The sequence below is a fragment of the Streptomyces fulvoviolaceus genome (assembly GCF_000718165.1).
In the GTDB taxonomy this organism is placed as follows: domain Bacteria; phylum Actinomycetota; class Actinomycetes; order Streptomycetales; family Streptomycetaceae; genus Streptomyces; species Streptomyces fulvoviolaceus.
Genome location: NZ_JOEY01000007.1, coordinates 249,042 through 272,036, shown reverse-complemented (window position 1 = coordinate 272,036; position 22,995 = coordinate 249,042). Strand labels below are relative to the sequence as shown.

General features: G+C 71.1%; 22 protein-coding genes, 1 tRNA gene and 1 pseudogene. 10 read left to right on the top strand and 14 right to left on the bottom strand.

The window, feature by feature from the left end; all coding sequences use genetic code 11:
- Positions 1-66 precede the first annotated feature (66 nt).
- The 3 genes from IG08_RS0109820 to IG08_RS0109810 all read left to right on the top strand — a co-directional run bounded on the left by IG08_RS0109820 (position 67) and on the right by IG08_RS0109810 (position 2,807).
- Positions 67-642 carry a TerD family protein gene (locus IG08_RS0109820; protein ID WP_030598944.1) on the top strand — a complete coding sequence of 192 codons (576 nt, stop codon included), beginning with the start codon at positions 67-69 and terminating at the stop codon, positions 640-642.
- 49 nt (positions 643-691) lie between these two features.
- Positions 692-1,840 carry a DUF475 domain-containing protein gene (locus IG08_RS0109815; protein ID WP_030598942.1) on the top strand — a complete coding sequence of 383 codons (1,149 nt, stop codon included), beginning with the start codon at positions 692-694 and terminating at the stop codon, positions 1,838-1,840.
- Positions 1,841-2,069: 229 nt separating this feature from the next.
- The gene (locus IG08_RS0109810; RefSeq protein WP_030598941.1) at positions 2,070-2,807 is read left to right on the top strand and encodes a TerD family protein; all 738 of its coding nucleotides are present in this window, start codon (positions 2,070-2,072) and stop codon (positions 2,805-2,807) included.
- Positions 2,808-2,940: 133 nt separating this feature from the next.
- Here IG08_RS0109810 and IG08_RS0109805 read toward each other — a convergent pair whose 3' ends face one another.
- Complete coding sequence (locus IG08_RS0109805) at positions 2,941-3,753, bottom strand: TerD family protein (protein WP_030598940.1); 813 nt, start codon at positions 3,751-3,753, stop codon at positions 2,941-2,943.
- 196 nt (positions 3,754-3,949) lie between these two features.
- Here IG08_RS0109805 and IG08_RS0109800 point away from each other — a divergent pair, with 196 nt between their 5' ends.
- Genes IG08_RS0109800 through IG08_RS0109790 form a run of 3 tightly spaced genes read left to right on the top strand, consistent with a single transcriptional unit; the run spans position 3,950 to position 8,451 of the window.
- Positions 3,950-5,119, top strand: coding sequence for an HpcH/HpaI aldolase/citrate lyase family protein (locus IG08_RS0109800; protein ID WP_030598938.1), 1,170 nt, complete (start codon positions 3,950-3,952; stop codon positions 5,117-5,119).
- A gap of 24 nt (positions 5,120-5,143) precedes the next feature.
- The gene (locus IG08_RS0109795) at positions 5,144-7,633 is read left to right on the top strand and encodes a phosphoribosyltransferase (RefSeq protein WP_030598936.1); all 2,490 of its coding nucleotides are present in this window, start codon (positions 5,144-5,146) and stop codon (positions 7,631-7,633) included.
- Positions 7,633-8,451: an HAD family hydrolase gene (locus IG08_RS0109790; RefSeq protein WP_030598933.1), complete on the top strand. Its 819-nt coding sequence runs from the start codon at positions 7,633-7,635 to the stop codon at positions 8,449-8,451. The genes IG08_RS0109795 and IG08_RS0109790 overlap by 1 nt, the downstream gene beginning before the upstream one ends.
- A gap of 8 nt (positions 8,452-8,459) precedes the next feature.
- Here the strand turns inward: IG08_RS0109790 and IG08_RS0109785 are convergent, their stop codons facing one another.
- The 4 genes from IG08_RS0109785 to IG08_RS0109770 all read right to left on the bottom strand — a co-directional run bounded on the left by IG08_RS0109785 (position 8,460) and on the right by IG08_RS0109770 (position 11,666).
- Positions 8,460-9,077 carry a DedA family protein gene (locus IG08_RS0109785; protein ID WP_030598932.1) on the bottom strand — a complete coding sequence of 206 codons (618 nt, stop codon included), beginning with the start codon at positions 9,075-9,077 and terminating at the stop codon, positions 8,460-8,462.
- 82 nt (positions 9,078-9,159) lie between these two features.
- Entirely contained in the window at positions 9,160-9,375 is a 216-nt protein-coding gene (locus tag IG08_RS0109780; protein WP_030598921.1) for an FmdB family zinc ribbon protein, read from the bottom strand.
- Between the two features lie 72 nt (positions 9,376-9,447).
- Positions 9,448-10,821: a hypothetical protein gene (locus IG08_RS0109775; protein ID WP_030598918.1), complete on the bottom strand. Its 1,374-nt coding sequence runs from the start codon at positions 10,819-10,821 to the stop codon at positions 9,448-9,450.
- A gap of 74 nt (positions 10,822-10,895) precedes the next feature.
- Positions 10,896-11,666 carry a DUF4097 family beta strand repeat-containing protein gene (locus IG08_RS0109770; protein WP_030598916.1) on the bottom strand — a complete coding sequence of 257 codons (771 nt, stop codon included), beginning with the start codon at positions 11,664-11,666 and terminating at the stop codon, positions 10,896-10,898.
- 158 nt (positions 11,667-11,824) lie between these two features.
- On the opposite strand from IG08_RS0109770, the gene IG08_RS0109765 reads away from it, so the two are divergent.
- Positions 11,825-11,896, top strand: a tRNA-Val gene (locus tag IG08_RS0109765).
- A gap of 45 nt (positions 11,897-11,941) precedes the next feature.
- On the opposite strand, the gene IG08_RS0109760 is transcribed toward IG08_RS0109765, so the two are convergent.
- The 3 genes and pseudogenes from IG08_RS0109760 to IG08_RS0109750 form a co-directional block, all read right to left on the bottom strand.
- A complete protein-coding gene (locus IG08_RS0109760; RefSeq protein ID WP_030598915.1) occupies positions 11,942-12,268 on the bottom strand; it encodes a hypothetical protein in 327 nt (108 codons plus the stop codon).
- A gap of 92 nt (positions 12,269-12,360) precedes the next feature.
- A pseudogene (locus tag IG08_RS0109755) lies at positions 12,361-12,933 on the bottom strand (dihydrofolate reductase family protein); the annotation flags it as partial.
- Positions 12,934-12,993: 60 nt separating this feature from the next.
- Complete coding sequence (locus tag IG08_RS0109750) at positions 12,994-13,992, bottom strand: alpha/beta fold hydrolase (protein WP_030598909.1); 999 nt, start codon at positions 13,990-13,992, stop codon at positions 12,994-12,996.
- Positions 13,993-14,142: 150 nt separating this feature from the next.
- On the opposite strand from IG08_RS0109750, the gene IG08_RS0109745 reads away from it, so the two are divergent.
- The gene (locus IG08_RS0109745; RefSeq protein WP_030598907.1) at positions 14,143-14,670 is read left to right on the top strand and encodes a GNAT family N-acetyltransferase; all 528 of its coding nucleotides are present in this window, start codon (positions 14,143-14,145) and stop codon (positions 14,668-14,670) included.
- A gap of 28 nt (positions 14,671-14,698) precedes the next feature.
- Here the strand turns inward: IG08_RS0109745 and IG08_RS0109740 are convergent, their stop codons facing one another.
- Positions 14,699-15,604, bottom strand: a complete 906-nt coding sequence (locus IG08_RS0109740; protein WP_030598904.1) for a ketopantoate reductase family protein — start codon at positions 15,602-15,604, stop codon at positions 14,699-14,701.
- A 187-nt stretch (positions 15,605-15,791) separates the two neighbouring features.
- Between IG08_RS0109740 and IG08_RS0109735 the strand changes: the two genes are divergently transcribed.
- Positions 15,792-16,022: a DUF2277 domain-containing protein gene (locus IG08_RS0109735; protein WP_030598902.1), complete on the top strand. Its 231-nt coding sequence runs from the start codon at positions 15,792-15,794 to the stop codon at positions 16,020-16,022.
- 272 nt (positions 16,023-16,294) lie between these two features.
- Here the strand turns inward: IG08_RS0109735 and IG08_RS0109730 are convergent, their stop codons facing one another.
- Positions 16,295-16,900, bottom strand: a complete 606-nt coding sequence (locus IG08_RS0109730; protein ID WP_030598900.1) for a DedA family protein — start codon at positions 16,898-16,900, stop codon at positions 16,295-16,297.
- A gap of 214 nt (positions 16,901-17,114) precedes the next feature.
- Between IG08_RS0109730 and IG08_RS0109725 the strand changes: the two genes are divergently transcribed.
- Complete coding sequence (locus IG08_RS0109725; RefSeq protein WP_030598898.1) at positions 17,115-17,645, top strand: superoxide dismutase family protein; 531 nt, start codon at positions 17,115-17,117, stop codon at positions 17,643-17,645.
- 57 nt (positions 17,646-17,702) lie between these two features.
- On the opposite strand, the gene IG08_RS0109720 is transcribed toward IG08_RS0109725, so the two are convergent.
- The 4 genes from IG08_RS0109720 to IG08_RS0109705 all read right to left on the bottom strand — a co-directional run bounded on the left by IG08_RS0109720 (position 17,703) and on the right by IG08_RS0109705 (position 22,748).
- Entirely contained in the window at positions 17,703-18,152 is a 450-nt protein-coding gene (locus IG08_RS0109720) for a DoxX family protein (protein WP_030598895.1), read from the bottom strand.
- 110 nt (positions 18,153-18,262) lie between these two features.
- Positions 18,263-20,200, bottom strand: a complete 1,938-nt coding sequence (locus IG08_RS0109715; protein ID WP_078655513.1) for an FAD/NAD(P)-binding protein — start codon at positions 20,198-20,200, stop codon at positions 18,263-18,265.
- A 139-nt stretch (positions 20,201-20,339) separates the two neighbouring features.
- On the bottom strand, positions 20,340-21,986 hold the full coding sequence (locus IG08_RS0109710; protein ID WP_030598888.1) for an alkaline phosphatase D family protein: 1,647 nt from the start codon (positions 21,984-21,986) through the stop codon (positions 20,340-20,342).
- A 117-nt stretch (positions 21,987-22,103) separates the two neighbouring features.
- The gene (locus IG08_RS0109705) at positions 22,104-22,748 is read right to left on the bottom strand and encodes an HNH endonuclease family protein (RefSeq protein WP_030598886.1); all 645 of its coding nucleotides are present in this window, start codon (positions 22,746-22,748) and stop codon (positions 22,104-22,106) included.
- Between the last annotated feature and the right edge of the window lie 247 nt (positions 22,749-22,995).

Below are 22,995 nucleotides of genomic sequence, written 5' to 3'. Positions count from 1 at the left end.
GGGGTCCCCTCTGGGGAAGTGCAGGACAAGCAGAGAAGCAGCACCGTCTCGGGGAGGACAAGCATCATGGGCGTCACGCTCGCCAAGGGAGGCAATGTCTCCCTGTCCAAAGCCGCACCCAACCTCACCCAGGTGTTGGTCGGGCTCGGCTGGGACGCGCGCTCCACCACCGGCGCGCCCTTCGACCTCGACGCCAGCGCACTGATGTGCAACAACGGCCGGGTGCTGGGGGATGAGTGGTTCGTCTTCTACAACCAGCTCAAGAGCCCGGACGGCTCGGTCGAGCACACCGGCGACAACCTCACCGGTGAGGGCGAGGGCGACGACGAGTCGCTGCTGATCGACCTCTCCAAGGTGCCCGCCGACGTCGACAAGATCGTCTTCCCGGTCTCCATCCATATGGCCGACGAGCGCGGCCAGACCTTCGGCCAGGTCAGCAACGCCTTCATCCGCGTGGCCAACCAGGCCGACGGCCAGGAACTCGCCCGCTACGACCTCAGCGAGGACGCCTCCACCGAGACTGCGATGATCTTCGGCGAGGTCTACCGGTACCAGGGCGAATGGAAGTTCAGGGCCGTTGGGCAGGGGTACGCGTCGGGCCTGCGCGGCATCGCTCTAGACTTCGGAGTCAACGTTTCGTAAAGCCGAGTACGGCGCGGCAGAGACCCGTACTTACAGGATTGGGTAGCCAGTGGTTCTGAAAACCTTCGGCTGGTCGTTCGCGGTCACCGCGCTCGGCCTCGTCGCGGCGGTCTTCTACGGGGGGTGGACCGGCTTCGGTATCGTGGCGATCCTCTCCGTCCTCGAGATCTCGCTGTCCTTCGACAACGCAGTGGTCAACGCCGGAATCCTGAAGAAGATGAGTGCCTTCTGGCAGAAGATCTTCCTCACCATCGGCGTCCTCATCGCCGTCTTCGGCATGCGACTGGTGTTCCCCGTCGTCATCGTGGCGGTCAGCGCCTCGATGGGCCCGATCGAGGCCGTCGACCTCGCCCTCACCGACAAGGACCGTTACCAGCAGCTGGTGACGGACGCCCACCCGTCGATCGCCGCCTTCGGTGGCATGTTCCTGCTGATGATCTTCCTCGACTTCATCTTCGAGGACCGCGACATCAAGTGGCTCGCCTGGCTGGAGCGGCCGCTGGCCAAGCTCGGCAAGATCGACATGCTGTCGGTCTGCATCGCCCTGATCGTGCTGATGATCTCCGCGATGACCTTTGCGACCCACGCCCACCAGCACGGCGGCACACACGTCGACAAGGCGGAGACGGTCCTCATCTCCGGTGTCGCGGGCCTCATCACCTACATGATCGTCGGTGGTCTCTCCGGCTACTTCGAGGACAGGCTCGAAGAGGAGGAGGAACGCGAGCACGAGGCGGAGGAAGCCGCCGAACGACAGGGCAAGCCCCGCTCGGCGGTCGTCATGGCCGGCAAGGCCGCGTTCTTCATGTTCCTCTACCTCGAGGTCCTGGACGCGTCCTTCTCCTTCGACGGTGTGATCGGTGCGTTCGCCATCACCAACGACATCGTCCTGATGGCGCTGGGTCTGGGCATCGGCGCGATGTACGTCCGGTCCCTGACCGTGTACCTCGTCCGCCAGGGCACCCTCGACGACTACGTCTACCTGGAGCACGGCGCGCACTACGCGATCGGCGCCCTCGCCGTGATCCTTCTGGTCACCATCCAGTACGAGATCAGCGAGCTCATCACCGGTGGGGTCGGTGTGCTCCTGATCGGCTGGTCCTTCTGGTCCTCCGTGCGCCGCAACAAGCGCCTGGCGGAGGCCGAGGGAAAAGCGACGGGCTCTGACGAGAAGACTGAGGTCTCGGCGGGGCTGTAGCACGGCTCGGTTCGCCTCCGGGGGCGCACCTGCGGCTCAGAGCCTGTGTCACATGCTCACCCGGGCGCACGCCGCCCGGCTGGGGATGTGACACAGGCTTTCTTTTGCCGCGGGTGCGTGTCGCCGCGCGTGTGAACCGGGTCCGGGTGAGGAACGCTCTGTGCGGGGCGGCCGTCAGGGACGTGTCCTTCGGCCGCCCCGCCGGTCTTTGACGAACGTGGGGGCGGTAATGGGTTTCTTCGACGGACTCCGGCGTGGGCGCGAGGCCGAGTTCGACTCGGGCAGTGCCGCCACCAACTCGATTCGGCTGACCAAACGGCACGACCGGGTCTCGCTCACCAAGCAGGGCGCGGCCACCGGGCATCTGCGCATCAACCTGAACTGGCGGATGCGGACGTCCGACTTCGGCGGCTCGCAGCGCGACAGTCTGCTGCGGCACCCCTTCAAGGCGCTCAAGCCGCCGGAGGTGCTCGGCCACAGCCAGAGCATGGTCAACGTCGACCTCGACCTGGGCTGCCTGTACGAGCTCCAGGACGGCTCCAAGGGCGTCGTACAGCCGCTCGGCAGCTACTTCGGCGACGTCAACGCGGCGCCGTACGTGAAGCTCAGCGGGGACGACCGGTTCGGGTCGGCGTCCGGCGAGACGATCTACGTCAACCTCGACCACCGGGACGCGATCAAGCGGCTCCTGGTCTTCGTGTACATCTACGACCAGACGCCGGCGTTCGACCGCACGCACGCGATCGTGACGCTGTACCCGAGCAACGGGCCGCGCATCGAGATAGGCCTCGACGAACGCCACCCGCAGGCCCGCTCCTGCGCGGTCGTCATGATCGAGAACGTCAAGGGCGAGTTGATCGTCCGGCGCGAGGTGCAGTTCGTGTACGGGTTCCAGGCGGAGCTGGATCGGTTGTACGGGTGGGGACTGCAGTGGGGACGGGGCTACAAGGCGGGGGCGGGACGCTGACGCCGAGTCTCGGCCCTTCGCCCGACAGCTCGGGGTGTTCGCCGAGACGGCGGCTGCGGGTCGTGTCCGGCTTGTCGCGTCCACGCGGCGGAGCCGCACATCGATACGGCCCCGCGCCCCTGGGGCGCTTCCCCTAGCGCCCGATGAACTGTGGCCCTTGGGGTGGCAGGCGGAACTCCGTGGACGTGGCCGGTACCGCGGCCACCGGGGGCGGATAGCCGTAGCCCGACGGTGCACCTGCTGTCGCCGCCGCAGCCGGAGTCTGGGTCGCCGGCTGCGGGTAGCCGTAGGCGGGCTGGGTGGCCGGCTGGGGGAAGCCGTACGCGGGCTGGGCCGGTACGCCTGCCGTGGGCTGTTCCGGGGGCAGGGGCTGGGAGACCTCGGGTACGGCCTGGGCCGCCTCCGACTCGTCCACCGAGATGCCGAAGTCGGTCGCGAGGCCCTTCAGCCCGTTCGAATAGCCCTCGCCCAGGGCACGGAACTTCCAGCTGTCCCCGCGCCGGTACAGCTCGCCGCAGATCAGCGCGGTCTCCTCGCCGGTCTCCGGCTTGATGTCGAAGTGGAACAGTGGTTCGCCGCCCGCGACGGCCGCGTCGTACAGCAGGATGCGCAGCCCCGTCACGCGGTCGAAGGTGTCGTCGTCCGCCGAAGCGACCAGCAGAATCTGGCTGACGTCGGGCTCGACACCGGTGAGATCTGTCTGGATCGTGTCGGTGGGGCCTTCGGTGTCCCGCTTCTTGCCGAGTAGCCAGACCTTCCCGGAGGGGTGCCGGGGTTGGTTGTAGAAGACGAAGTCCTCGTCGGAGCGCACACGACCGTCGGGGCCGAGGAGCAGTGCCGAGGCGTCCACGACCGGGACCCCCTGCCCGGGCGCCCAGCGCAGCACGGCGCGCACCGTGGTGGCCTCCAGCGGGACGTTCGACCCTTTCAGCATCGCGTGCGTCATGCGGTCATCCTGCCCTCTCCGTCCTGATCACGACAACGTGGGGGTGCCGGATCCCCGGCTGTTTCGAATTGACGTCGACATGGCCGAGTTACCTGAAGTTCATGCCCGGTGGGAACCTCTGACATGGGTTTGTACGTACTATTACCGGCCACCTGTGAAGGGTTCACAGATGACACAGCTGCCACGGGGGAGTCATATGCGTCATTTCGGGCACATCGCCCCTGAGGTGCGTCAGCGCCTCTTCCACCAGGAGCCCTGCGAGTTCACCGCGGACTCCTCGTCCCGGCTGCTCTCCGTGGCCCTGGGTGCCACGCTCTACAGCCCGGCCACGCGGCCCCGGCTGGCCGACGACATCCTCAAGCAGGCCGGACTCGGCGTGGTCTCGATGGTGCTGTGCCTGGAAGACTCGATCGGTGACGAGGACGTCCCGGAGGGCGAGGAGAACCTCGTCCGCCAGTTCACGGACCTCGCCGGACGCGGGCCGCAGGCGGATCTGCCGCTGCTGTTCATCCGCGTCCGTGCCCCCGAACAGATCCCCGATCTAGTACGGCGCCTCGGTCCCGCCGTCCGGCTGCTGTCCGGATTCGTGCTCCCGAAGTTCACCGAGGAGCGCGGCATCCCCTTCCTGGAGGCCTTGACCAGCGCCGAGAGCGCGAGCGGCCGTCGCCTGTTCGCCATGCCGGTGCTGGAGTCGCCCGAGCTGATGTACCGCGAGTCGCGGGTGGAGACCCTGGAGGGCATCGCCCGCGCGGTCGACAAGTACCGCGACCGGGTGCTCGCGATCCGCCTCGGCGTGACCGACTTCTGCTCCTCGTACGGCCTGCGCCGGGCCCCCGACATGACCGCCTGGGACGTCCAGATCGTCGCCTCCGTGATCGCCGACGTGGTGAACATGCTGGGGCGGGCCGACGGCACCGGGTTCACGGTGACCGGGCCGGTCTGGGAGTACTTCCGCGTCCAGGAGCGCATGTTCAAGCCGCAGCTGCGCCGCAGCCCCTTCCTGGAGGGCCAGGCCGAGGAGCTGCGCGAGGCGCTCATCGAGCACGCCATGGACGGCCTGCTGCGCGAGATCTCCCTCGACCAGGCCAACGGCCTGCTCGGCAAGACCTGCATCCACCCCTCCCACGTCCTGCCCGTACACGCGCTGTCGGTGGTCAGTCACGAGGAGTTCAGTGATGCGCAGGACATTCTGCGGCCCGAGCGCGACGGTGGAGGTGTGCTGCGGTCGCAGTACACGAACAAGATGAACGAGGTGAAGCCGCACCGCGCCTGGGCCGAGCGCACCATGCTGCGCGCCGAGGTCTTCGGGGTGGCGAACGAGGACATCGGCTTCGTGGAGCTGCTCGCCGCCGGACTTCCCGGCTGATTACCGCTGAACACCAAGGGACGTATGAACAAGGCAGTGAACAACGGGGTGCCGGACGGAGTCTGGTCCGGCACCTGGGTCGCCGAGCGGCTCGGTGTCGAACTCGTCGGCGACGACCGGCTGACCGACCTGCTGGGGCTCGCGCTGCGCCGCAACCCCAAGCGGGCGCATCTGCTCGTGTCGAACGTGCTGGGCAAGCACGTGCCGCAGTCGCCGTCCGTCGTGTACGGCCACGGGTTCGCGCTCGGCCGCCGCGTCCGTGACCTCCTCGGCGCCGAGGAGGCCCGTACGGCGGTCGTCCTCGGGTACGCGGAGACCGCCACCGGCCTCGGCCACTCCGTCGCCGACGGCGTGGGCCTCGCCCCTTACCTCCACTCCACCCGCCGCCCCGTCCCCGGCATCGCCCCGGCGGGCGGCTTCGAGGAGTCCCACTCCCACGCCACCTCCCACCTCCTCCTCCCGGAGGACCCGGCCCTGCTGGTCGGCGACGGCCCCCTGGTCCTCGTCGACGACGAGTTCTCCACGGGCAACACTGTCCTGAACACGATCCGGGATCTTCACGAGCGCTATCCGCGGCGCCGGTACGTAGTGGTGGCCCTGGTCGACATGCGCTCGCCCGCGGACGCAGGCCGGTTGGACGACTTCGCGCGGGAGATCGGCGCGAGGGTGGACCTGGTGGCAGCGGCGTCGGGCACCGTACGACTGCCCGAGGGGGTACTGGAGAAGGGCCAGGCCCTGGTGGCAAGGTTCGAGTCGACCCACCTAGGGGCGCGGGGAACTGCGCGACCAGCCCCCACCGGCCCGCAGCCACCGCACAACGTCAAGCGAGTTGAACTGCGCTGGCCTCGCGGCCTCCCCGACGGCGGAAGGCACGGCTTCACCCCCCACCACCGCACCCGCCTCGAAGGCGCCCTGCCCGCGATGGCGGCAAGGCTCGCAGAGGCACTCCCGGAAGATGCGCACCGCGTGCACGTCCTCGGCTTCGAGGAGCTGATGTACGCGCCCCTCAGGCTCGCCCGCGAACTCGAGCAGGTCGCCGACGCCGAGGTGCGTTACTCCACCACCACCCGCTCACCCGTCCTCGCGGTCGACGACCCCGGCTACGCGATACGCAGCCGCATGGTCTTCCCGGCGCACGACGACCCCGCCGACGGCCCCGGCGAGCGCTACGCCTACAACGTCGCAGGCGCCGGCTTCGACGCCGTGATCGCCGTCGTCGACTCGGCCGCCGACACCCCCGCACTGCACGCGCCGGACGGCCTGCTGGCCCAGCTCGCCGCGCACACCCCGCACGTCCTGCTCGCGGTCGTCCCGTCGTACGTCCCCGAGCCGCTGTACGTCCCCGAAAGGCCCGCCATGCTGCCCGAGCCCCTCCGCGGCCCCGCCTTCTCCTCGTACGCCCCCGAGGAGGTCGGCTGGCTGCTGCAGGACCTCTCGGACGTGACGCTGGAGGCGCCGACCGAGGAGCGCGAGGAGGCCATCCAGAGCGGCGGCGCGCACTACGCGGAGTCGCTGCCGGTGGAGTACCAGCCGAGCGAGCAGTACCAGGCGCTGTTCCACACCGCGCTGGAGGAGTCGGCCTCCCGCCTCGCGCAGGCGGTCGGCGCGGTCACCGAGCTCGTGCTCGCCGAGCGTTCACCGAGGCCCGTGCTCGTCTCCCTCGCCCGCGCCGGCACCCCCGTCGGCGTCCTGATGCGACGCTGGGCCCAGTTCCGGCACGGCCTCGACCTGCCGCACTACGCCGTCTCGATCGTCCGCGGCCGCGGCATCGACGCCAACGCCCTGCGCTATCTGGCCGCCCACCACGACCCGGCCGACGTCGTCTTCGTCGACGGCTGGACCGGCAAGGGCGCGATCACCCGCGAACTCGCCGACGCCATCAAGGAGTTCGAGGTCTCCGACGGCATCACCGGCTTCGACCCGGAGATCGCGGTGCTCGCCGACCCGGGCTCGTGCGTGCGGACGTACGGCACCCGCGAGGACTTCCTCATACCGTCCGCGTGCCTCAACTCGACGGTCTCGGGCCTCATTTCGCGCACCGTCCTGCGCTCCGACCTCGTCGGCCCGCACGACTTCCACGGCGCGAAGTTCTACCGCGAACTCGCCGGCGCCGACGTCTCGGTGGACTTCCTCGACGCGGTCGCCGCCCGCTACCCGGAGGTCGTGGACGCGGTCGACGCGACGGCGAAGGAACTGCTGTCCGGCGATCGGGAGCCCACCTGGGAGGGCTGGGCGGCCGTCGAGCGCATCAGCGAGGAGTACGGCATCCACGACGTGAACCTCGTCAAGCCCGGCGTCGGCGAGACCACCCGGGTGCTGCTGCGCCGGGTGCCCTGGAAGATCCTTGCGCGGGCCCGAGCGGGGGCCGACCTGGACCACGTACGCCTGCTCGCCGAACAGAGAGGTGTCCCGGTGGAAGAGGTCGCCGAACTCCCGTACACCTGCGTGGGGTTGATCCACCCCAAGTACACGCGGGGCGCCACCGGCGCCGACGGCAAGGCGGTGACGGTCTGATGCCGGTGCTGGTGGCGAGCGACCTCGACCGTACGCTCATCTACTCCGCCGCGGCCCTGGCGCTGACCATGCCGGACGCGCGGGCGCCCCGGCTGCTCTGCGTCGAGGTGCACGAAAGCAAGCCGCTGTCGTACATGACGGAGACGTCGGCCGCCCTGCTCACGGAGCTCGGCGACGCGGCGGTCTTCGTGCCGACGACGACCCGCACCCGCAAGCAGTACCAGCGCATCAACCTGCCCGGCCCCGAACCGACCTACGCGATCTGCGCGAACGGCGGCCACCTGCTGGTCGACGGCGTGACCGACCTCGACTGGCACGCGCAGGTGACGGCACGGCTGGCCGAGGAGTGCGCGCCGCTGGACGAGGTGCGCGAGTACCTGATGGAGACGGCCGACCCGGTGTGGGTGCGCAAGCACCGGGTCGCCGAGGACCTCTTCGCCTACCTGGTCGTCGAGCGCGAACTGCTGCCCGAGGACTGGGTCAAGGAGCTCGCGGTCTGGGCGGAGAACCGGGGCTGGACGGTCTCGCTCCAGGGCCGCAAGATCTACGCCGTCCCGAAGCCGCTCACCAAGAGCGCGGCCATGCGTGAGGTGGCCCGCCGCACGGGCGCCTCGTTGACACTGGCCGCCGGAGACTCCCTGCTCGACGCCGACCTGCTGCTGGCCGCCGACAAGGGCTGGCGCCCGGGACACGGCGAGCTGGCCGACGAGGGCTGGACGGCACCGGCCATCAGCGCACTGCCGGAGCGGGGCGTGCTGGCGGGGGAGCGGATCCTGCGGGAGTTCCTGCGGACCACCGCCCAGGGAGCCACGGCCTGAGCCGTCCGTCAGGGAGCGGTGTCGGCCCCCGGCCGCCGTGACAGTCGTAGGCCGAAGAACGCCACGACCGTCACGGCGGCCGCCACCAGGACCACTGTCGAGTACGCGGACACGAGCCGCGTGACCTCGGGCCAGTTCTCGCCGAGCGCGTACCCCGCGAACACGAACGCGGTGTTCCAGAGCGCACTGCCCAGCGTGGTCAGGCCGAGGAACACCGGCAGGGGCATGCGCTCGACGCCGGCCGGCACCGAGACGAGGCTGCGGAAGATCGGGATCATCCGGCCGAGGAACACCGCCTTGGTGCCGTGCCGCCGGAACCAGGCCTCGGTCCGCTCGATGTCCGAGACCTTCACCAGCGGCAGCCGGGCCGCGATCGCCACCGTGCGGTCCCGGCCGAGCAGCGCGCCGACGCCGTAGAGCGCGAGGGCGCCGACCACCGAACCCGCCGTCGTCCACAGCAGGACGGCGAGCAGGCTCATCCGGCCGGCGCTCGCCGCGAAGCCCGCGAGCGGCAGGATCGCCTCGCTCGGCAGGGGCGGGAAGAGATTCTCCAGGGCGATGGCGACACCGGCGCCGGGCGCGCCCAGCGTGTCCATGAGCCCGTCGACCCACTCGATGGCTGACATGCCGTCCAGGCTAGAAAACCGCACCTGAAGGTTTCCTGAGGACAAGGGCCCTCGAGGTCAGAGGAAAAGGTCCCTCGGGGCGTCAGCCGCAGCAGCCCCCGCCGCAGCAGCCGCCACCACCGGACTGCGGCGCCGGGGCGGGTGCGGAGGCCGAGCCGCCCACGGCCACCGTCGACAGCAGCTTCACCGTGTCGTCGTGGCCCGCTGGGCAGTCGGCGGGGGCGGAGGACTCCGCCATCGGACGGCTCAGTTCGAAGGTGTCGCCGCAGGTCCGGCAGCGGTACTCGTAGCGAGGCATGCGCACAGGTTAACCGGCGGCCCTGGATCGTCGTAGAGCCTTCTGCCGTAGAGCCCGCTGCCGTAGCGCCGTCTAGTGCCCGGCCCCGCGCTCGTCCCGGATCTGCGTGACCACCCGCGCCACCGACTGCCGTACCGCTTCCGTCTCGGTCAGGAAATGCCAGTAGTCCGGGTGCCGGCCCTCCAGCGTGCCGATCGCCCGCTCCAGCCGGGTCACCGCGTCGTCCAGCGGGCGGGCGTGCCGGGGGTCGGGGGTGTTGCGCCCGGCCATGGCGAGGCGCTGCGCGTCCCGGATGGCGAAGCGGGTGCGGTCGATCTCCTGCTGCGGATCCTTCTGTACGGCGTTCAGCCGGCGCAGCCGGTCACCGGCGGCCGAGACGGACTCGTCGGTGCTGTTCAGCAGGGCCCGTACCGTCGACAGCAGCGAGGTCGCGTCCGGCCAGCGCTGCTCGTCGCGCGCGGCCCGCGCCTCCCGCAGCTTCTGCTCGGCCTGCGCCACGTTCTGCTCGGCCTGGTCCGGCACATGCTGCAGGTCCTGCCAGCACGCGGCCGTGAACCGCCGCCGCAGCTCGCTCAGCACCGGCTCGACCTGACCCGCGCGGGTGGTGAGCGCCTGGGCGCGGGTGCGCAGGGAGACGAGCCGGTGGTCGATCTCGGCGGCCCGCTCCGGCAGCCGCTCGGACTCCACCCGGACGGCTTCGGCCTCCCGTGCCACACGCTCGGCGCGCTCCAGGGTCTGCGGGACGCCGTGCGCGCCGGCGCCCTGGTTCAGCTTGGTCAGCTCGGGCCCGAGGGCGGCGAGTCGGGCGGCCAGGTCGTCCGCCTTCAGCCCCGACTGCCGTACGGCGTCCAGGGCGTTGGAGGCCGCGAGCAGCCCCTGCCGGGCGCGCTCCACCGCGGGGGCCAGCCGGGCGAGCTGGGTCTCGGCCTTGCCGAGCAGCGGGCCGAGGCTGTCGCCGAAGCGGTCCAGCTCCCGCTTGACGTTGGCAAGCTCGTCCTTGGCCTTGGTCAGCTCGGTACGCGCGTGTGCGGCGACCGAGGCCTCCAGGCCGTCCCGGTCGAGGTCATGGGCGTCGACGGCCTCGATGTACCGATGGCTGGCCTCGTCGATCCGCCTGCTGATCGCCTCGAAGCCGGCGACCGCCTGGCGGGCGTCGGGGGAGGCGTCGACGGCCGTGATGGTCTCTATCGAGATCCGCAGATCCCGCTGGGCGGTGTCCAGCTCGTAGAACGCGGCCGCGGCGGCGTCCTTCGCGGCCTGCGCCTCGGCCCGCTGGCTCTCCGACCGCCCGCCGAACCAGCGCCGGGTGCCGCCGCCGGCGAACGCGGCGGGCAGCGCGAGGGCGGCGACGAGCGGCAGTGCGATCAGTGTGAGGGCATCCCCGAGCACCTGGAGGCGTGCGCGCGGCACCAACGGCGAGTCCGACTGCGAAGGTGTCGCCGTCACATCCCTCTCCCGTGCTGTGCTTCATCCGGCCCGGTGTCATTCTCCCACCGGTTAAGGACGAACACACGGGCCGGTCAGTTCGCGGTTCGGACCGTGACTTTGCCGTCTCCGCTCTGGGCGGACACGACGTGGGAGCTGGAGTCGTCCCGGGGCACGGACACGTCCACCCCGCCGTCCCCCGTCTTCGTCGTCACCCGGTACGTGGCCTCGGGCAGTGAGATCGTCACGGAGCCGTCGCCGCTGCGGGTCTCCACCCGGTCCGGTACGGCGCCCAGCTCGAGGTGGACCGAGCCGTCCCCGGTCCGCGCGCTGACCTGGCGCGAGCTGACCTCCGCGCGCATCGACCCGTCGCCGGTGCGCAGCTCCAGCGGCCCGCTGGAGTCGGTGACCCGGACGGAACCGTCCCCCGTACGAATGCTCAGCGCCTGCTCGAACCCGCGCGCCCGCACACTCCCGTCCCCGTCCTCGACCTTCACGGCGACATCCCGGGGCACCTCGATCCGGTGCTTGACCGCGCAGTCGGCGACCACGCCGGTGCACTTCATCCGCAGCACCAGCCGGTCGTCCTTCATCGACCAGGTCACCTTGGGATCCGAACCGATGGCGACCGACCCCTGGAACCAGCGGGTCACCTCGACCTGACCCGCCTTGTTCGAGTCCGCGGCGACGATCTCCAGCGCCGAGTCGTCCGAGTCGACGGTGAGCGTGCGGCCCTCAAGAGCGAAGGACCGCTGATCGGGATGCTTGTCGTCCCCGGCGGAGGCGCCACAGGCGCTGGCGCCCCCGACGAGAACCACGACGGCCCCGGCGGCGAGGGCTGCGCGGGCGGTGACGGTACGGGCCATGAGGATCTCCCCCTGAGACGGATTGTGAAGACTCTCTGACCGTACGGAGCCGGGGTCTGCAGGGGGATCCGGGGCACTCCCGGATTCGGGGTGGGGATAACCCCCGATACGCGTTTGCGGGGCACCGTCACTGGCAAGGTAGGCTGTCGACTCGTCTCGGGTGCGTAGCTCAGGGGTAGAGCGCCTGCCTTACAAGCAGGATGTCGGCGGTTCGAAACCGTCCGCGCCCACATCAGGAGAGGACCCCGGCCGATCGCGGCCGGGGTCTTCTTGTGTCACGCCTCGTGTGCGTGCTTCAGCTTCATGCGGGCGTCCACCCGCTCCGGTGCCGTGACCTCCGTCCAGAAGCGGTGGCAGCTGACAAAGACCGCGAGTTCGTGTTCGCGCTGGCGGAGCTTCTCCACCTCGGCCTGTTCGTCGGCCGTCCAGCCGGGGGAGGCGGGGCGTTCCACCTTGCGCCAGCCACCGGAGTCGCTGAATCCGTCCAGGGGTGCGACCGACCAGGGGAGCCGCTTGAGCAGGGCCGACAGCTCGGACCGGACCTGGTGCAGCTCCTCCTGACCGGTCAGGAGGTCACTCGGAAAGTCATGGGTCGTAGCCACGCGGCAATGCTACGCCTGTTCGATTTAGGGGTGCGAGTCTCTTTGGGGGGTTCATGTGTTCGAGTCCCGTGAGGGGTGCGGCCGCCTGCTACCCGGCGGGCCCGGAAGAGCAGGTGCAGCACCCGGTCGCCCTGGATCACCCGGTGCGGGTTCTCCAGCAGGTGGTGAGCGTCGACCGATCCGAAGTACCGCTTGCCCGAGCCGAAGACCACCGGTACGACGTCCATCGCCACCTCGTCCACCAGGCCGAGGGCGAAGGCCTGCCCGCCGACCTCGCCGGCCGCCACACCGACCGTGCGCTCTCCCGCGAGCTCCTTCGCCTTGGCGATCGCCTCCGCCACGCCGTCGACGAAGTGGTACGGCGCCTCGGGGTGCCATCCCTCGGGCCTGGGCCGGTGCGACACCACGACCACGTGCTCGCCCGCCGGCGGTGACCCCTCCCAGCCGTTGGTGATGTCGAAGACGTGGCGCCCGACCACCAACGTCCCGATGCCCGCCGACATCGGCCTGACGTACTCGGCCGAGGCCTTCGAGACCTTGGCGCCGGCCGCGCCGAGCTCGACGTCGCCGTTGGAGTACCAGTCGAACAGCGGGCCGACCTGGTCGTCAGCGTCGGCGATGAAGCCGTCCACGGACACGACGTTGTGCATCACCACGGTGCTCATCACATCTCCTGGGAGTTCGGAGGGGGTCCTGTGCACACAGACCCAGCACACCTCCGAAACTCATCGCCGCGCCACCGGGCTCAGCGTTTCCAGCCAGTCGAGGAGGTGGCGGCCGACCTCCTCGGGGCGTTCCTGCTGGATCCAGTGGCCGCAGCCTTCGAGGAGGTGCGCGGCGTGCAGGCCGGGCAGGGTGGCCGGGAAGGCGTCGATCGCGTCGGCCAGCCAGGTGGTGGAGGCGTCCAGGGATCCGCCGAGGAACAGGGACGGCTGGGTGACCGGCGCACCGGCCAGGTCGGCGAGGTCCTTCCAGTCGTGGTCCATGGCGCGGTAGCGGTTCAGGGCGCCGCTGAGGCCCGTGCGCTCGAACTCGCCTGTGTAGACGTCGAGTTCGTCCTCGCCGAGCCAGGCCGGCAAGGGACCGGCTGACGGGAAGCGGTCGCGCAATCGACCTCCCTGGCTCACGAAGTGGGGATCCGGTCCACCCGTCATGGTGTCGGCCGACAGGGCGGCGTAGAAACCGGCGAGCCAGCCCCGTACGTCCGGTTCGATCTCGCGCTCGGCCCGGCCGGGCTCCTGGAGGTAGGAGACGTAGAACTCCTCCTCCCCGCCGCCCAGTTGGGCGAAGACCTCGCTCGGCCTCGGGCCGCCCGGCGGGGTGTACGGCACGCTCAGCAGGCCGACCGCGTGGAACACGTCGGGCCTCAGCAGGGCGGAGTGCGCGGCGATCGTCGCGCCCCAGTCGTGTCCGACGACCACCGCGGAGTGCGCCCCCAGCGCCTCCACCACGGCGACGTTGTCCGCCACGAGTTCACGCATCCGGTACGCCTCCACCGCCTCCGGCCGTGAGGAACGCCCGTACCCGCGCACGTCGACGGCCACCGCGCGGTACCCGGCCGCGGCCAGCACCGGCAACTGGTGCCGCCACGAGTACCAGGACTCCGGGAACCCGTGCACCAGCAGCACCAGGGGCCCGCTGCCCTGCTCCACGAGGTGGATCCGGCCCGCGGGGCCGGGGACGAGGCGGTGGATGACGTCCGTGAGTCGGTACGGGTGCGGCATGCGTCGTCCTCCGAGGGGTCTACGGCTCCTACGGCTCTACGGCGATCCTGTGCCGTACCGCCGACCGCCGCGAGGCTTGTTGCCGGTTCGGCAAACCGGCCCCCGTCCCGACGCCCGGGGATTGTCAGACCCGGCGCCTACCGTGGGGGCATGGATGCGGAGAAGGCGGAAGGTGTGCGGCTGGTGCCCTGGGCGGAGGGCGACTTCTGGCTGCTGGAGAGAAACAACAGTCCCGAGATGACCGAGCACTTGGGCGGCCCCGAGAGCGAGGAGAAGCTCGCCGGACGGCATCGGCGGTATGTCGAGCTGGCGACGGGTCAGATGTACCGGGTCACGCTGGCCGACGGCGGTGAGACCGTCGGGTCGGTGGGCTTCTGGGAGCGGGAGTGGCGGGACGGCACGGTGTGGGAGACCGGGTGGGGGGTGCTGCCCGAGTTCCAGGGGCGGGGGCTCGCGGCGCTCGCCGCCCGGGCCGTCGTGGAGGCCGCGCGGGCAGAGGGGCGGCACCGGTATCTGCACGCGTTCCCGAGCGTGGAGCACCTGGCGTCGAACTCCGTGTGCCGCCGGGCCGGGTTCATGCTGCTGGGGCAGGTCGACTTCGAGTACCCGAAGGGGCACTGGATCACGTCGAACGACTGGCGGGTGGACCTGGCGGGCGACGGCGACCGGGCTCCCTGAGACACCCGGTCGCCGCGCGCCCGTTCCGTCAGTGGCCGGCGTCCCCCAACTCCCGTACCAGACGGGCCGCCACCGGTGTCTTCACGCCGTGCCGCTCGGCCGCGCGCAGCAACGCCCCGCCGATCGCGTCCAGTTCGAGCGGGCGGCTCGCCTCCGCGTCGCGCTGCATCGACGACCTGGTCTGCGGCGGGAAGCCGTCGTAGCGGGCGAGTGCCTGGGCGGGGTCGGCCGGGCCGCCGGTGACGGCGGAGCTGACCGCGGCCGTCTCCTCCACGAGGGTCGTCAGCTCCTCGCGGTGGCGCGTGCGTACGTCACCCAGCGGGAGGCCGTAGCGGGTCGTCAGGAGGGCGAGGGGTGCCAGGAAGGACATCTTCGCCCACAGGGCCGCCGACTCGTCGTCCAGGACCCGGGTGGTCGGGCCGGCCGCCGTCAGGGCCTCGGCCAGCGCGTCGAGGCGCTCGCGGGGCACGCCGTCGCCGGTCAGGTCGACCTCGGCGAACGGGCTGCCGTGTTCGATCACCCCCGGGGCCACCCGGGTCGACTCGACGCGGATGACGGCCGGGGCGACGCGGTCCGGGCGGTAGCGGGCGCGCAGGGTCGCCGGGTGTTCGACGCCGTTCAGGAGCGGTACGACCAGGCCGTCGCCGAGGGCCGCGGGCGGGACGCGGTCGAGGGCGGCGTCGAGGGAGGTGTGCTTGACCGCGATCACGCACGCGTCGACCGGTTCGCGCAGCTCGGTGTCCGCCTCGACGGAGGCCGTGAAGTCGCCGAACGTACCGCTGCGGACCTGGATTCCGGCCGTGCGCAGGGTCGCGGCGGTGTCCTCGCCGGCCAGGCAGATCACCCGGTGTCCGGCTCGGGCCAGGAGCCCGGCGAGCAGGCCGCCGGTGCCGCCGGGGCCCAGGACCGCCACGGTGAGTTCCTCGTGTGCCATGTGGGGTTGTTCCTCTCTTCGGTCGGCCCCGGGGTCGGTGGCCGCCTCGGAAACGATCATGTCAGCAGCTGCAGACGCACGGAAGTCCCCGGTGCGAGCAGGTGCGGCTGCCTCTCCACGGTGGTCGTGTTCTGTGCAATCCGGTGGAGGTGCGGCGCTCTTGCCCGTGCGGGGTGAGACTGGGGGTATGTGCCGCAGCATCAAAACACTTCGCCCGCCCGCGTTGCCCGAAGAGGCGACGGAGGATGAGATCCGGGCCGCCGCTCTGCAGTATGTGCGGAAGGTGTCCGGCTTCCGGGCGCCTGCCGCGCACAACCGGGAGGTCTTCGACCGGGCGGTCGATGCGATCGCCGAGGCCACGGGGGAGTTGTTGGCGGGGCTCGAGGTGCGGGGGGTTGCCGGGCGGCAGGCCGGCTGAGCGGGGTTCGTGGCTTGCCCGGCGTGGGGCTGGGCGGGGGTAGGGTGCGCAGCCCGGCGCTGCGGGGTGCCGCTTCTGTGGGGCGGCCGTAGCTGCGGCAGGGGCGCCGACTACGGCAGTGCCGGTGCCGGTGGGCGCTGCCGTAGCCGGCACGACTGCCCGCAGACGCGGCAGATGCGCCGCCTATCGTGCCGCTGCCGCTGCCGCTGCCGCTGCCGCTGCCGCTGCCGCTGCCGCTGCCGCTGCCGCTGCCGCTGCCGCTGCCGCTGCCGTCAGGCCGGCTGGCGGCGCATGACGTACGCCGCTCCCGCACCCGCTCCGAACAGCGCCAGCACGGACACCCCCGTCGCCACCCACGTCGTGCCCAGCCACTGGGCGCCGTAGTAGCCGAGGGCCACGCTGTACGCGGCCCAGGTCAGGCCTGCCAGGGCGGACCAGGGGAGGAAGTCGCGGGCGCGGCGGTGGGCGGCGCCGGCGACGAGGGAGACGACCGAACGGCCGGCCGGGGCGAAGCGGGCGAGGACCACCAGGGCGCCGCCGCCGGTGGCGAGGGCGCCGCCGAGACGTTCCTGCGCGGTGGTCAGCCGGCGGGAGCGGGCGATCGCGCGGTCCAGGCGGGGGCTGCCGCGCCAGGCCAGCCGGTACGCCACCAGGTCGCCCAGCACGGACGCGGTGGCGGCGCACAGGATCAGGGCGAGGATGTCGGGCACCTCGTCGGGGACCCGCGCCGCGCCGGAGCCCGCGGCGGCCGCCGTCGCGGCCGTGATGACCAGGACGCCGCTCGGCAGGACCGGGAGGAACACGTCGAGGAGCACCGAAACGGCCACCGCCGCATAGATCCATGGGCTGCCGGTCAGCGACCCCACACTCTCCAACACCGCGACTCCCCGTAATTCCCCCGAGTACAGCCATACAGCGTACGCCTGGGGTGTGACAGGAGATTCACGGGGGGCTCATGCGTTCGGCGCGATCCGTTCACCCGGCTGCCGCTTCCCGAGGGCGGCCCGGGCGGGTGTCCCGTAGCGCGGAGAGGGGCGACAAAAGCGACAAAAACGGGAGAAGACCCGTAGAAGCTTAGGAACGGTACACATCATGTTGGCAGGAATATGCGCGGGCGCCGTCGCCGCGGCCGTACTCGCAAGCGGCACCGGCGGTGCCCACGGCTACTGGATGCGGACGGAGGCGCAGTTCGCGCCGCCCACCGCCTTCATCCCGTCGGCGGCGGTGACGTACGACATGAAGCTCGTCCCGGCCGCCGCCTGGATCGAGGTGGGCCAGCGCACCGAGGAGAGCGGCGCGACCACCGTGCGGCTGCGGGTGGAGGGGTTGAACCCCGGGCACGAGTACGGCGTCCATGTGCACCGGAAGCCCTGCGCGGCCGACCCGGCCGCCGCGGGCGGGCACTACCAGCACAAGCCGTCCACCGACCCCGCCGACGTCAACGCGGACAACGAGGTCTGGCTCGACTTCACCGCCGACGGTGACGGCTCGGGTGAGGCGAGCGCCCGGCACAAGTGGGGCTTCCGGCAGGGCGAGGCGTCCTCCGTCGTCGTCCACGACATGCCCGGCACCCATGGAGTACGCGTGGCCTGCTTCACCGTGCCGTTCGGCTGGACCGCCTGAGTGCACGACGGTGCCCTCCTCCTCGCCGGTGAGGGGGAGGGCACCGCGGCTACAGGGTTACGCGGCCACCGGCGTCTGCTCGGTCACCGGCTTCTCCGCTGCCGTCGTGCGCTTGGTGAACAGCCGGTCCAGGCCGAAGGCGCCGGAGCCGGTGAAGACCAGCAGCAGGAAGGCCCAGCAGAACATCGCCGAGGCCTCGCCGCCGTTCTGCAGGGGCCACAGGGTCTCCGGCTGGTGGACCTTGAAGTACGCGTACGCCATGGATCCGGAGGCGATGAGCGCGGCGGCGCGGGTACCCAGGCCCAGCAGTACGAGGCTGCCGCCGACCAACTGGATCACGGCCGCGTACCAGCCCGGCCAGGTGCCGGCGTCGATCGTGCCGCCGCCCATGGCGCCGCCGAGGACGCCGAAGAGCGAGGCGGCGCCGTGGCAGGCGAAGAGCAGGCCGACGACGATCCGGAAGAGGCCGAGGGCGTACGGCTGCGCCTTGTTGAGGCTTGCAGTCATGTGGGGGGTGACTCCTTCGGTGTGCCGGTCCCTTGTGGGAACCGGTGACCGGTCCCTCGTGAGGACCGGTTTGGGGACAGAACCGAGTGAGCCATTTACGTTAGGTGAACCTAATCAATGCTTGCAAGTTCAACATTTGGCCACCGGTTTACCTCCGCTTGGGGCTCCGTTTCAGGCCCCACCGCACGTAGAACCGCTCTCGCCACCGCATCCGCGTCCGAAAGCGTGACCGAATCCACACCCGGCCTGGCGCCCGCCGCGGTCACCCAGTGCACGCCCTCCGTCGGCACCCCGAAGGCGAACCGCCTTGCGTGGACACCACCTTGACGGTCGATCAGACGGTACGGTCGCTGTGTTACGTCCAGCCCTCCCGTCTCGTAACCGTCCACGGCGTGCGGCCGGCACTGGCCGGTCTTCAGCAGCCGGGCGAGCAGCGGGTCGGCGGTGTGCCGCAGATCCGGTTCCGGCAGCCGCGCCTCGACGAGCGTCGTCACGCGTACGGCGGACCCCGGCACCTCGGGGGAGCGCGCCACCCAGGCCTCGTCCTCCTCGCGGACCTCGAGCCGCGGGCCCAGCACCTCCACCACGCCCGCCTCCACGAGCGCGGCCAGTTCCTCGATGCGCCGCCGGGGCGGACCGATGGACAGGAAGGCGTTGAGCGGGGTGTACCAGCGGTCCAGATGGTCCCGGCGGGACGTGCCCGCGAGGCCGCCGTGGTCGACGATCCGCCGCAGCTCGTTGCGCAGGTCCCGCAGCACGTCCAGGGCCGCCTTCAGCGGGCCGGCGACATTGCCGAGCGCGGCCTCGGCCGCGTCCGCCCGGAGGTGGCCGAGCAGCCAGTCCCGCCAGGCGCCGGGGCCGGTGAAGTCGTGCCCCGCGTACGGCCGTGAGATCCGGTCCCAGGACCAGCGGTCGGCCGGGGTCACCCCGAACTCGTCCAGCACGGCGGCCTCTTCGGGGCTGCGGTGAACGGTGGCCAGGAAGCGGTCCCTGAACTCCCGTGCCCCGATGAGGGCTTCGTAGTGGACCGTCTCCACCTCCTTCGCCACCAGCGGCCATATCTCCGCGAGGAAGTCCGGTGCCTCGCCGGAGTCGGCGCGCTTGCGGAAGCGGGCGATCACCTCGTCGGTGAGGACGAGCGGGAGGTGACGGCCGTAGGGGCCCTTGGCGTTGTCGCCGCGCGCCTGGTACGGGATGCCGCGCCGCGAACCGGCGTACAGGCGCGGCTCGCGGCCGGAGGGCAGGTAGCGCAGGCCCTCGCGATCGGATACGAAACGGCCGCCGCGGCCGGTCGTCAACAGGGCCGTGTGGTCGAAGAAGTTGAGGCCCAGACCGCGCAGCAGCACCCGCTCGCCCGGCGGTATACGAGACAGGTCCACGTCGGCCGGGTTGGCGGGCGGTATGTGGTGCAGGCCGTGGCGTTCGGCGTACGCGGCCAGCCGCCGTTGCGCGGCGTCCGCGGCCACCGGGAGATGGCCCTGGGCGAGGACGACGGCGGACAGGCCGGTCAGCCGGCGGCCGTCGTCGAGAGTGAGGGACTGGCTGCCGTCGGGGGCGTCGTCGAGCCCCACCGCCCGTGCGGCGTGCGTCTCGACGCGCAGCGACTCCGGCGCCTCGCGCACCGTCCGCGCGAACACCCACTCCAGATACCGGCCGTAGAGCGCGCGGGTCGGGTAGTCGTCCGGGCCCAGCTCGCCGCCCGCCCACGTGTGCAGGCTGGGGCCCGGTGTGATCGGCCCCGAGCAGTCCACGCTGTCGTCGGTGAACAGGGTCACCTGGGAGGCCACGGTGTTCATCAGCAGCTCGGCCGACTGCGCGGTGCGCCAGACCCGGCCGGGGCCCGGCGGGGCCGGGTCCACGACATGGACGGTCAGCCGTACCCCGGGCGGGAGGAGTTCCGGGGCGGAGGCGCAGAGGCGTTCCAGGACGCTGGTGCCGCGCGGGCCCGCGCCGACCAGGGCGACGGAGACGGGCACGTGGTCCGTGGTCGGTGCGGGCAAGAGGGGGACTCCCGGGCGTGTGGGGCGCGTGGTGAAGCCGTATGGCATACAACCGCCCACTGGAAGCGGACGGTCCGCCTCATCATGCCGTCGGGGGCAGGGAGAGCCGACCCCTGGGGGCGGGGACTGTGGGATGCATCACGAGCATCCCGGGCCACGGCCGCAACAAACGGTCCAAAGAGGCCGATTACCGGGCGACTTCGGACTCCGTGACGGTCACCAGTTGCGGTCGTCCACCGCGCACCTCCCGCGCCTGCTCCAGCCGCAGCAGCGCCGAACGCCCGCGCAGCGTCAGCGTCATGAGCTGGTTGCCGAACCAGGGCCCGCCCGTCTTGCGCCAGCTGACCGGCGGCCGCGAACAGTCGCCGTGCGCGGCGAAACGGCGGCCGAGAGCCCGGGCCACGGCACTCCAGCCGAAGCGGAAACCGAGCCGTATGTACGGCGGTATCGAGTTGTGGACAGGAGAGCAGGTGAGCTGGAGGACCCGTGCGTCCGGGGCGTCGGAGGGCCACCTCGGCTCGGCCACGTACGCGTGGTGCACGTCCCCGGACAGCACGAGCACCGTCGCCGGCGCCTCGGGCCCCGAGCCCGCCTCGGCGATCAGCGCCGTGAGCGCCTCGAAGGACGCGGGGAACGCCGCCCAGTGCTCCAGGTCCGCCGCCCGCCGCAGGTTCTCCCCGAACCGCGCCCAGCGTGCCCCCTTCTCGCCCCGACACAGCGCCGCGTTCCACGCCTCGGCGTCGTGCACGAGGTGCGGCAGCAGCCAGGGCAGCGAGGTGCCGATGAGGAGATGGTCGCAGGAACCGGGCTCCTCCAGCATCTGCTCGCGCAGCCACCGGGCCTCGCCCGGATCGAGCATCGCCCGGCTCTGCTCGTCGAGGACGCGGGCCGCGCGGGTGTCCACCATCAGCAGGCGGGTGCGGCCGAAGTCGCGCCGGTAGCTCCAGCGGACGGTGGCCGGGTCGGCGTCGGCCTTGCAGGCGAAGGCACGCAACTCGTCGGTGCCGTCCGGGGTTTCGCGTACGGCGGCGTAGAGCGGGTCGGTCGCCAGCTCGTCCGGGGACAGGTTCCCCAGGTGCTGGTGGACCCAGTACGACATCAGGCCGCTCAGCAGCCGCTCGCGCCACCAGTCGGTGGCCCGGATGTCCTCGACCCAGGCGGCAGAGGTGTTCCAGTCGTCTATGACGTCGTGGTCGTCGAAGATCATGCAGCTGGGCACGGTGGACAGCAGCCAGCGGACCTCGGGGTCGAGCCAGGACTCGTAGTAGAGGTGGGTGTACTCCTCGTAGTCCGCCACCTGGTTGCCCGGCGGGTCGCTCAGATCGCGGCGGGCGGCCAGCCAGCGGCGGGTGGCCGGGGAGGTCTCGTCGGCGTAGACCTGGTCGCCCAACAGGAGGAGTACGTCGGGACGTTCGCCGGCCGGGTCGCCCGCGATCCGGGACGCCAGCGTGTCCAGGGCGTCCGGGCCGACCGGGTCCCGCTCGCCGGACGGGGGCGCGGCCCAGCGGCAGGAGCCGAAGGCGACGCGGACGCTGTCGTCCTCACTCGGCGTGCGGATCACGGACGGCGGAAACGCCGAGAAGGGGGCGTCGGACAGCGGCCACACGCGCGTGCCGTCCAGGAACACCTCGTACGGCCGTGTCGTGCCCGGTGCGAAGCCGCTCACCGGGACGAGGGCGTAGTGATGGCCCGCGACCTGGAAGGTGGGGGCCTCGCCGCGGGCGCCGTCCGCGCAGCGCACCTCGGCGGTGCACGGACGGCTCGCCTCGACCCAGACGGTCGCGGACGAGCCGTCGGCGTATCTCAGCAGTGGTCCCAGGCGCAGTTCGGCCACGTGATGCCCCTCCTCCGTCGCCCCGTACGGTACGGAACGACGGAGGTGGGCGGGGAGGTTCCGCGGATCACGGTTCGGGAACCGGTGTGCGGAATCCGTGGATTGCGGAGCCCGGGATCAGCAGCCGCTGAGGACCGAGCTCAGCTTGGTCTTCTCCGCGGAGTCGACCGAGAGGTCGTAGTAGTACTTCACCTGGACCCAGGCACGGACGTAGGTGCAGGCGTACGAGCTGACCGGGGGCATCCACTCGGCCGGGTCCTGGTCGCTCTTCGACTGGTTCACGTTGTCCGTGACGGCGATGAGCTGCGGGCGGGTCAGGTCGTTGGCGAAGGCCTGGCGCTGGGCGGTGGTCCAGCTGTCGGCGCCGGAGTCCCAGGCCTCGGCCAGCGGGACCAGGTGGTCGATGTCGAGGTCGGAGGCGGCGGTCCAGGTGGCGCCGTCGTACACGGAGTACCAGGAGCCGCTGGTCGCGGCACAGGCGGAGCTGGTGACGACGTTCGTACCGTCCCGCTTCAGGACCGTCTCACGGGTGTTGCAGGTGCCGGAGATGGTGATCCAGTGCGGGAAGAGATCACGGTCGTAGCCGGTGCGGTCCTCGGTCGCCACAGTGAGGGAGGCGAGGTAGGTGCGGGCGGTGGCGGCGCTGACCGGGGTGGGGAGAGCGGCGGAGGCGGTCGGACCGTTGAAAAGTCCGACCGAGGCTATGAGTCCGGTGAGTGCCGCGAGTATGCTGAGCCGTCGACGCGCGTAGAACTTCGGCATGCGAACTCCCTTGGGGGGTGGGGGTGTTGAGCGCGAGCGTTGGAATGCTCGCGGCTCTGTGTTGCCGGGAGGTGTGCGTTCGGTAAGAAGCTAGTGACGCGTACATGACATGACAAGGTTTATCGCGAAACGATCTCGTATGATTGACGGCGCAGAAGGGGAGTAGCTCTTCGCCGGACCGTCGACATACTGCTCAGCTCGTCTGAGCCGGCGCCCGGAGGCAGGTCACATGTGACCGGCCAGCGAG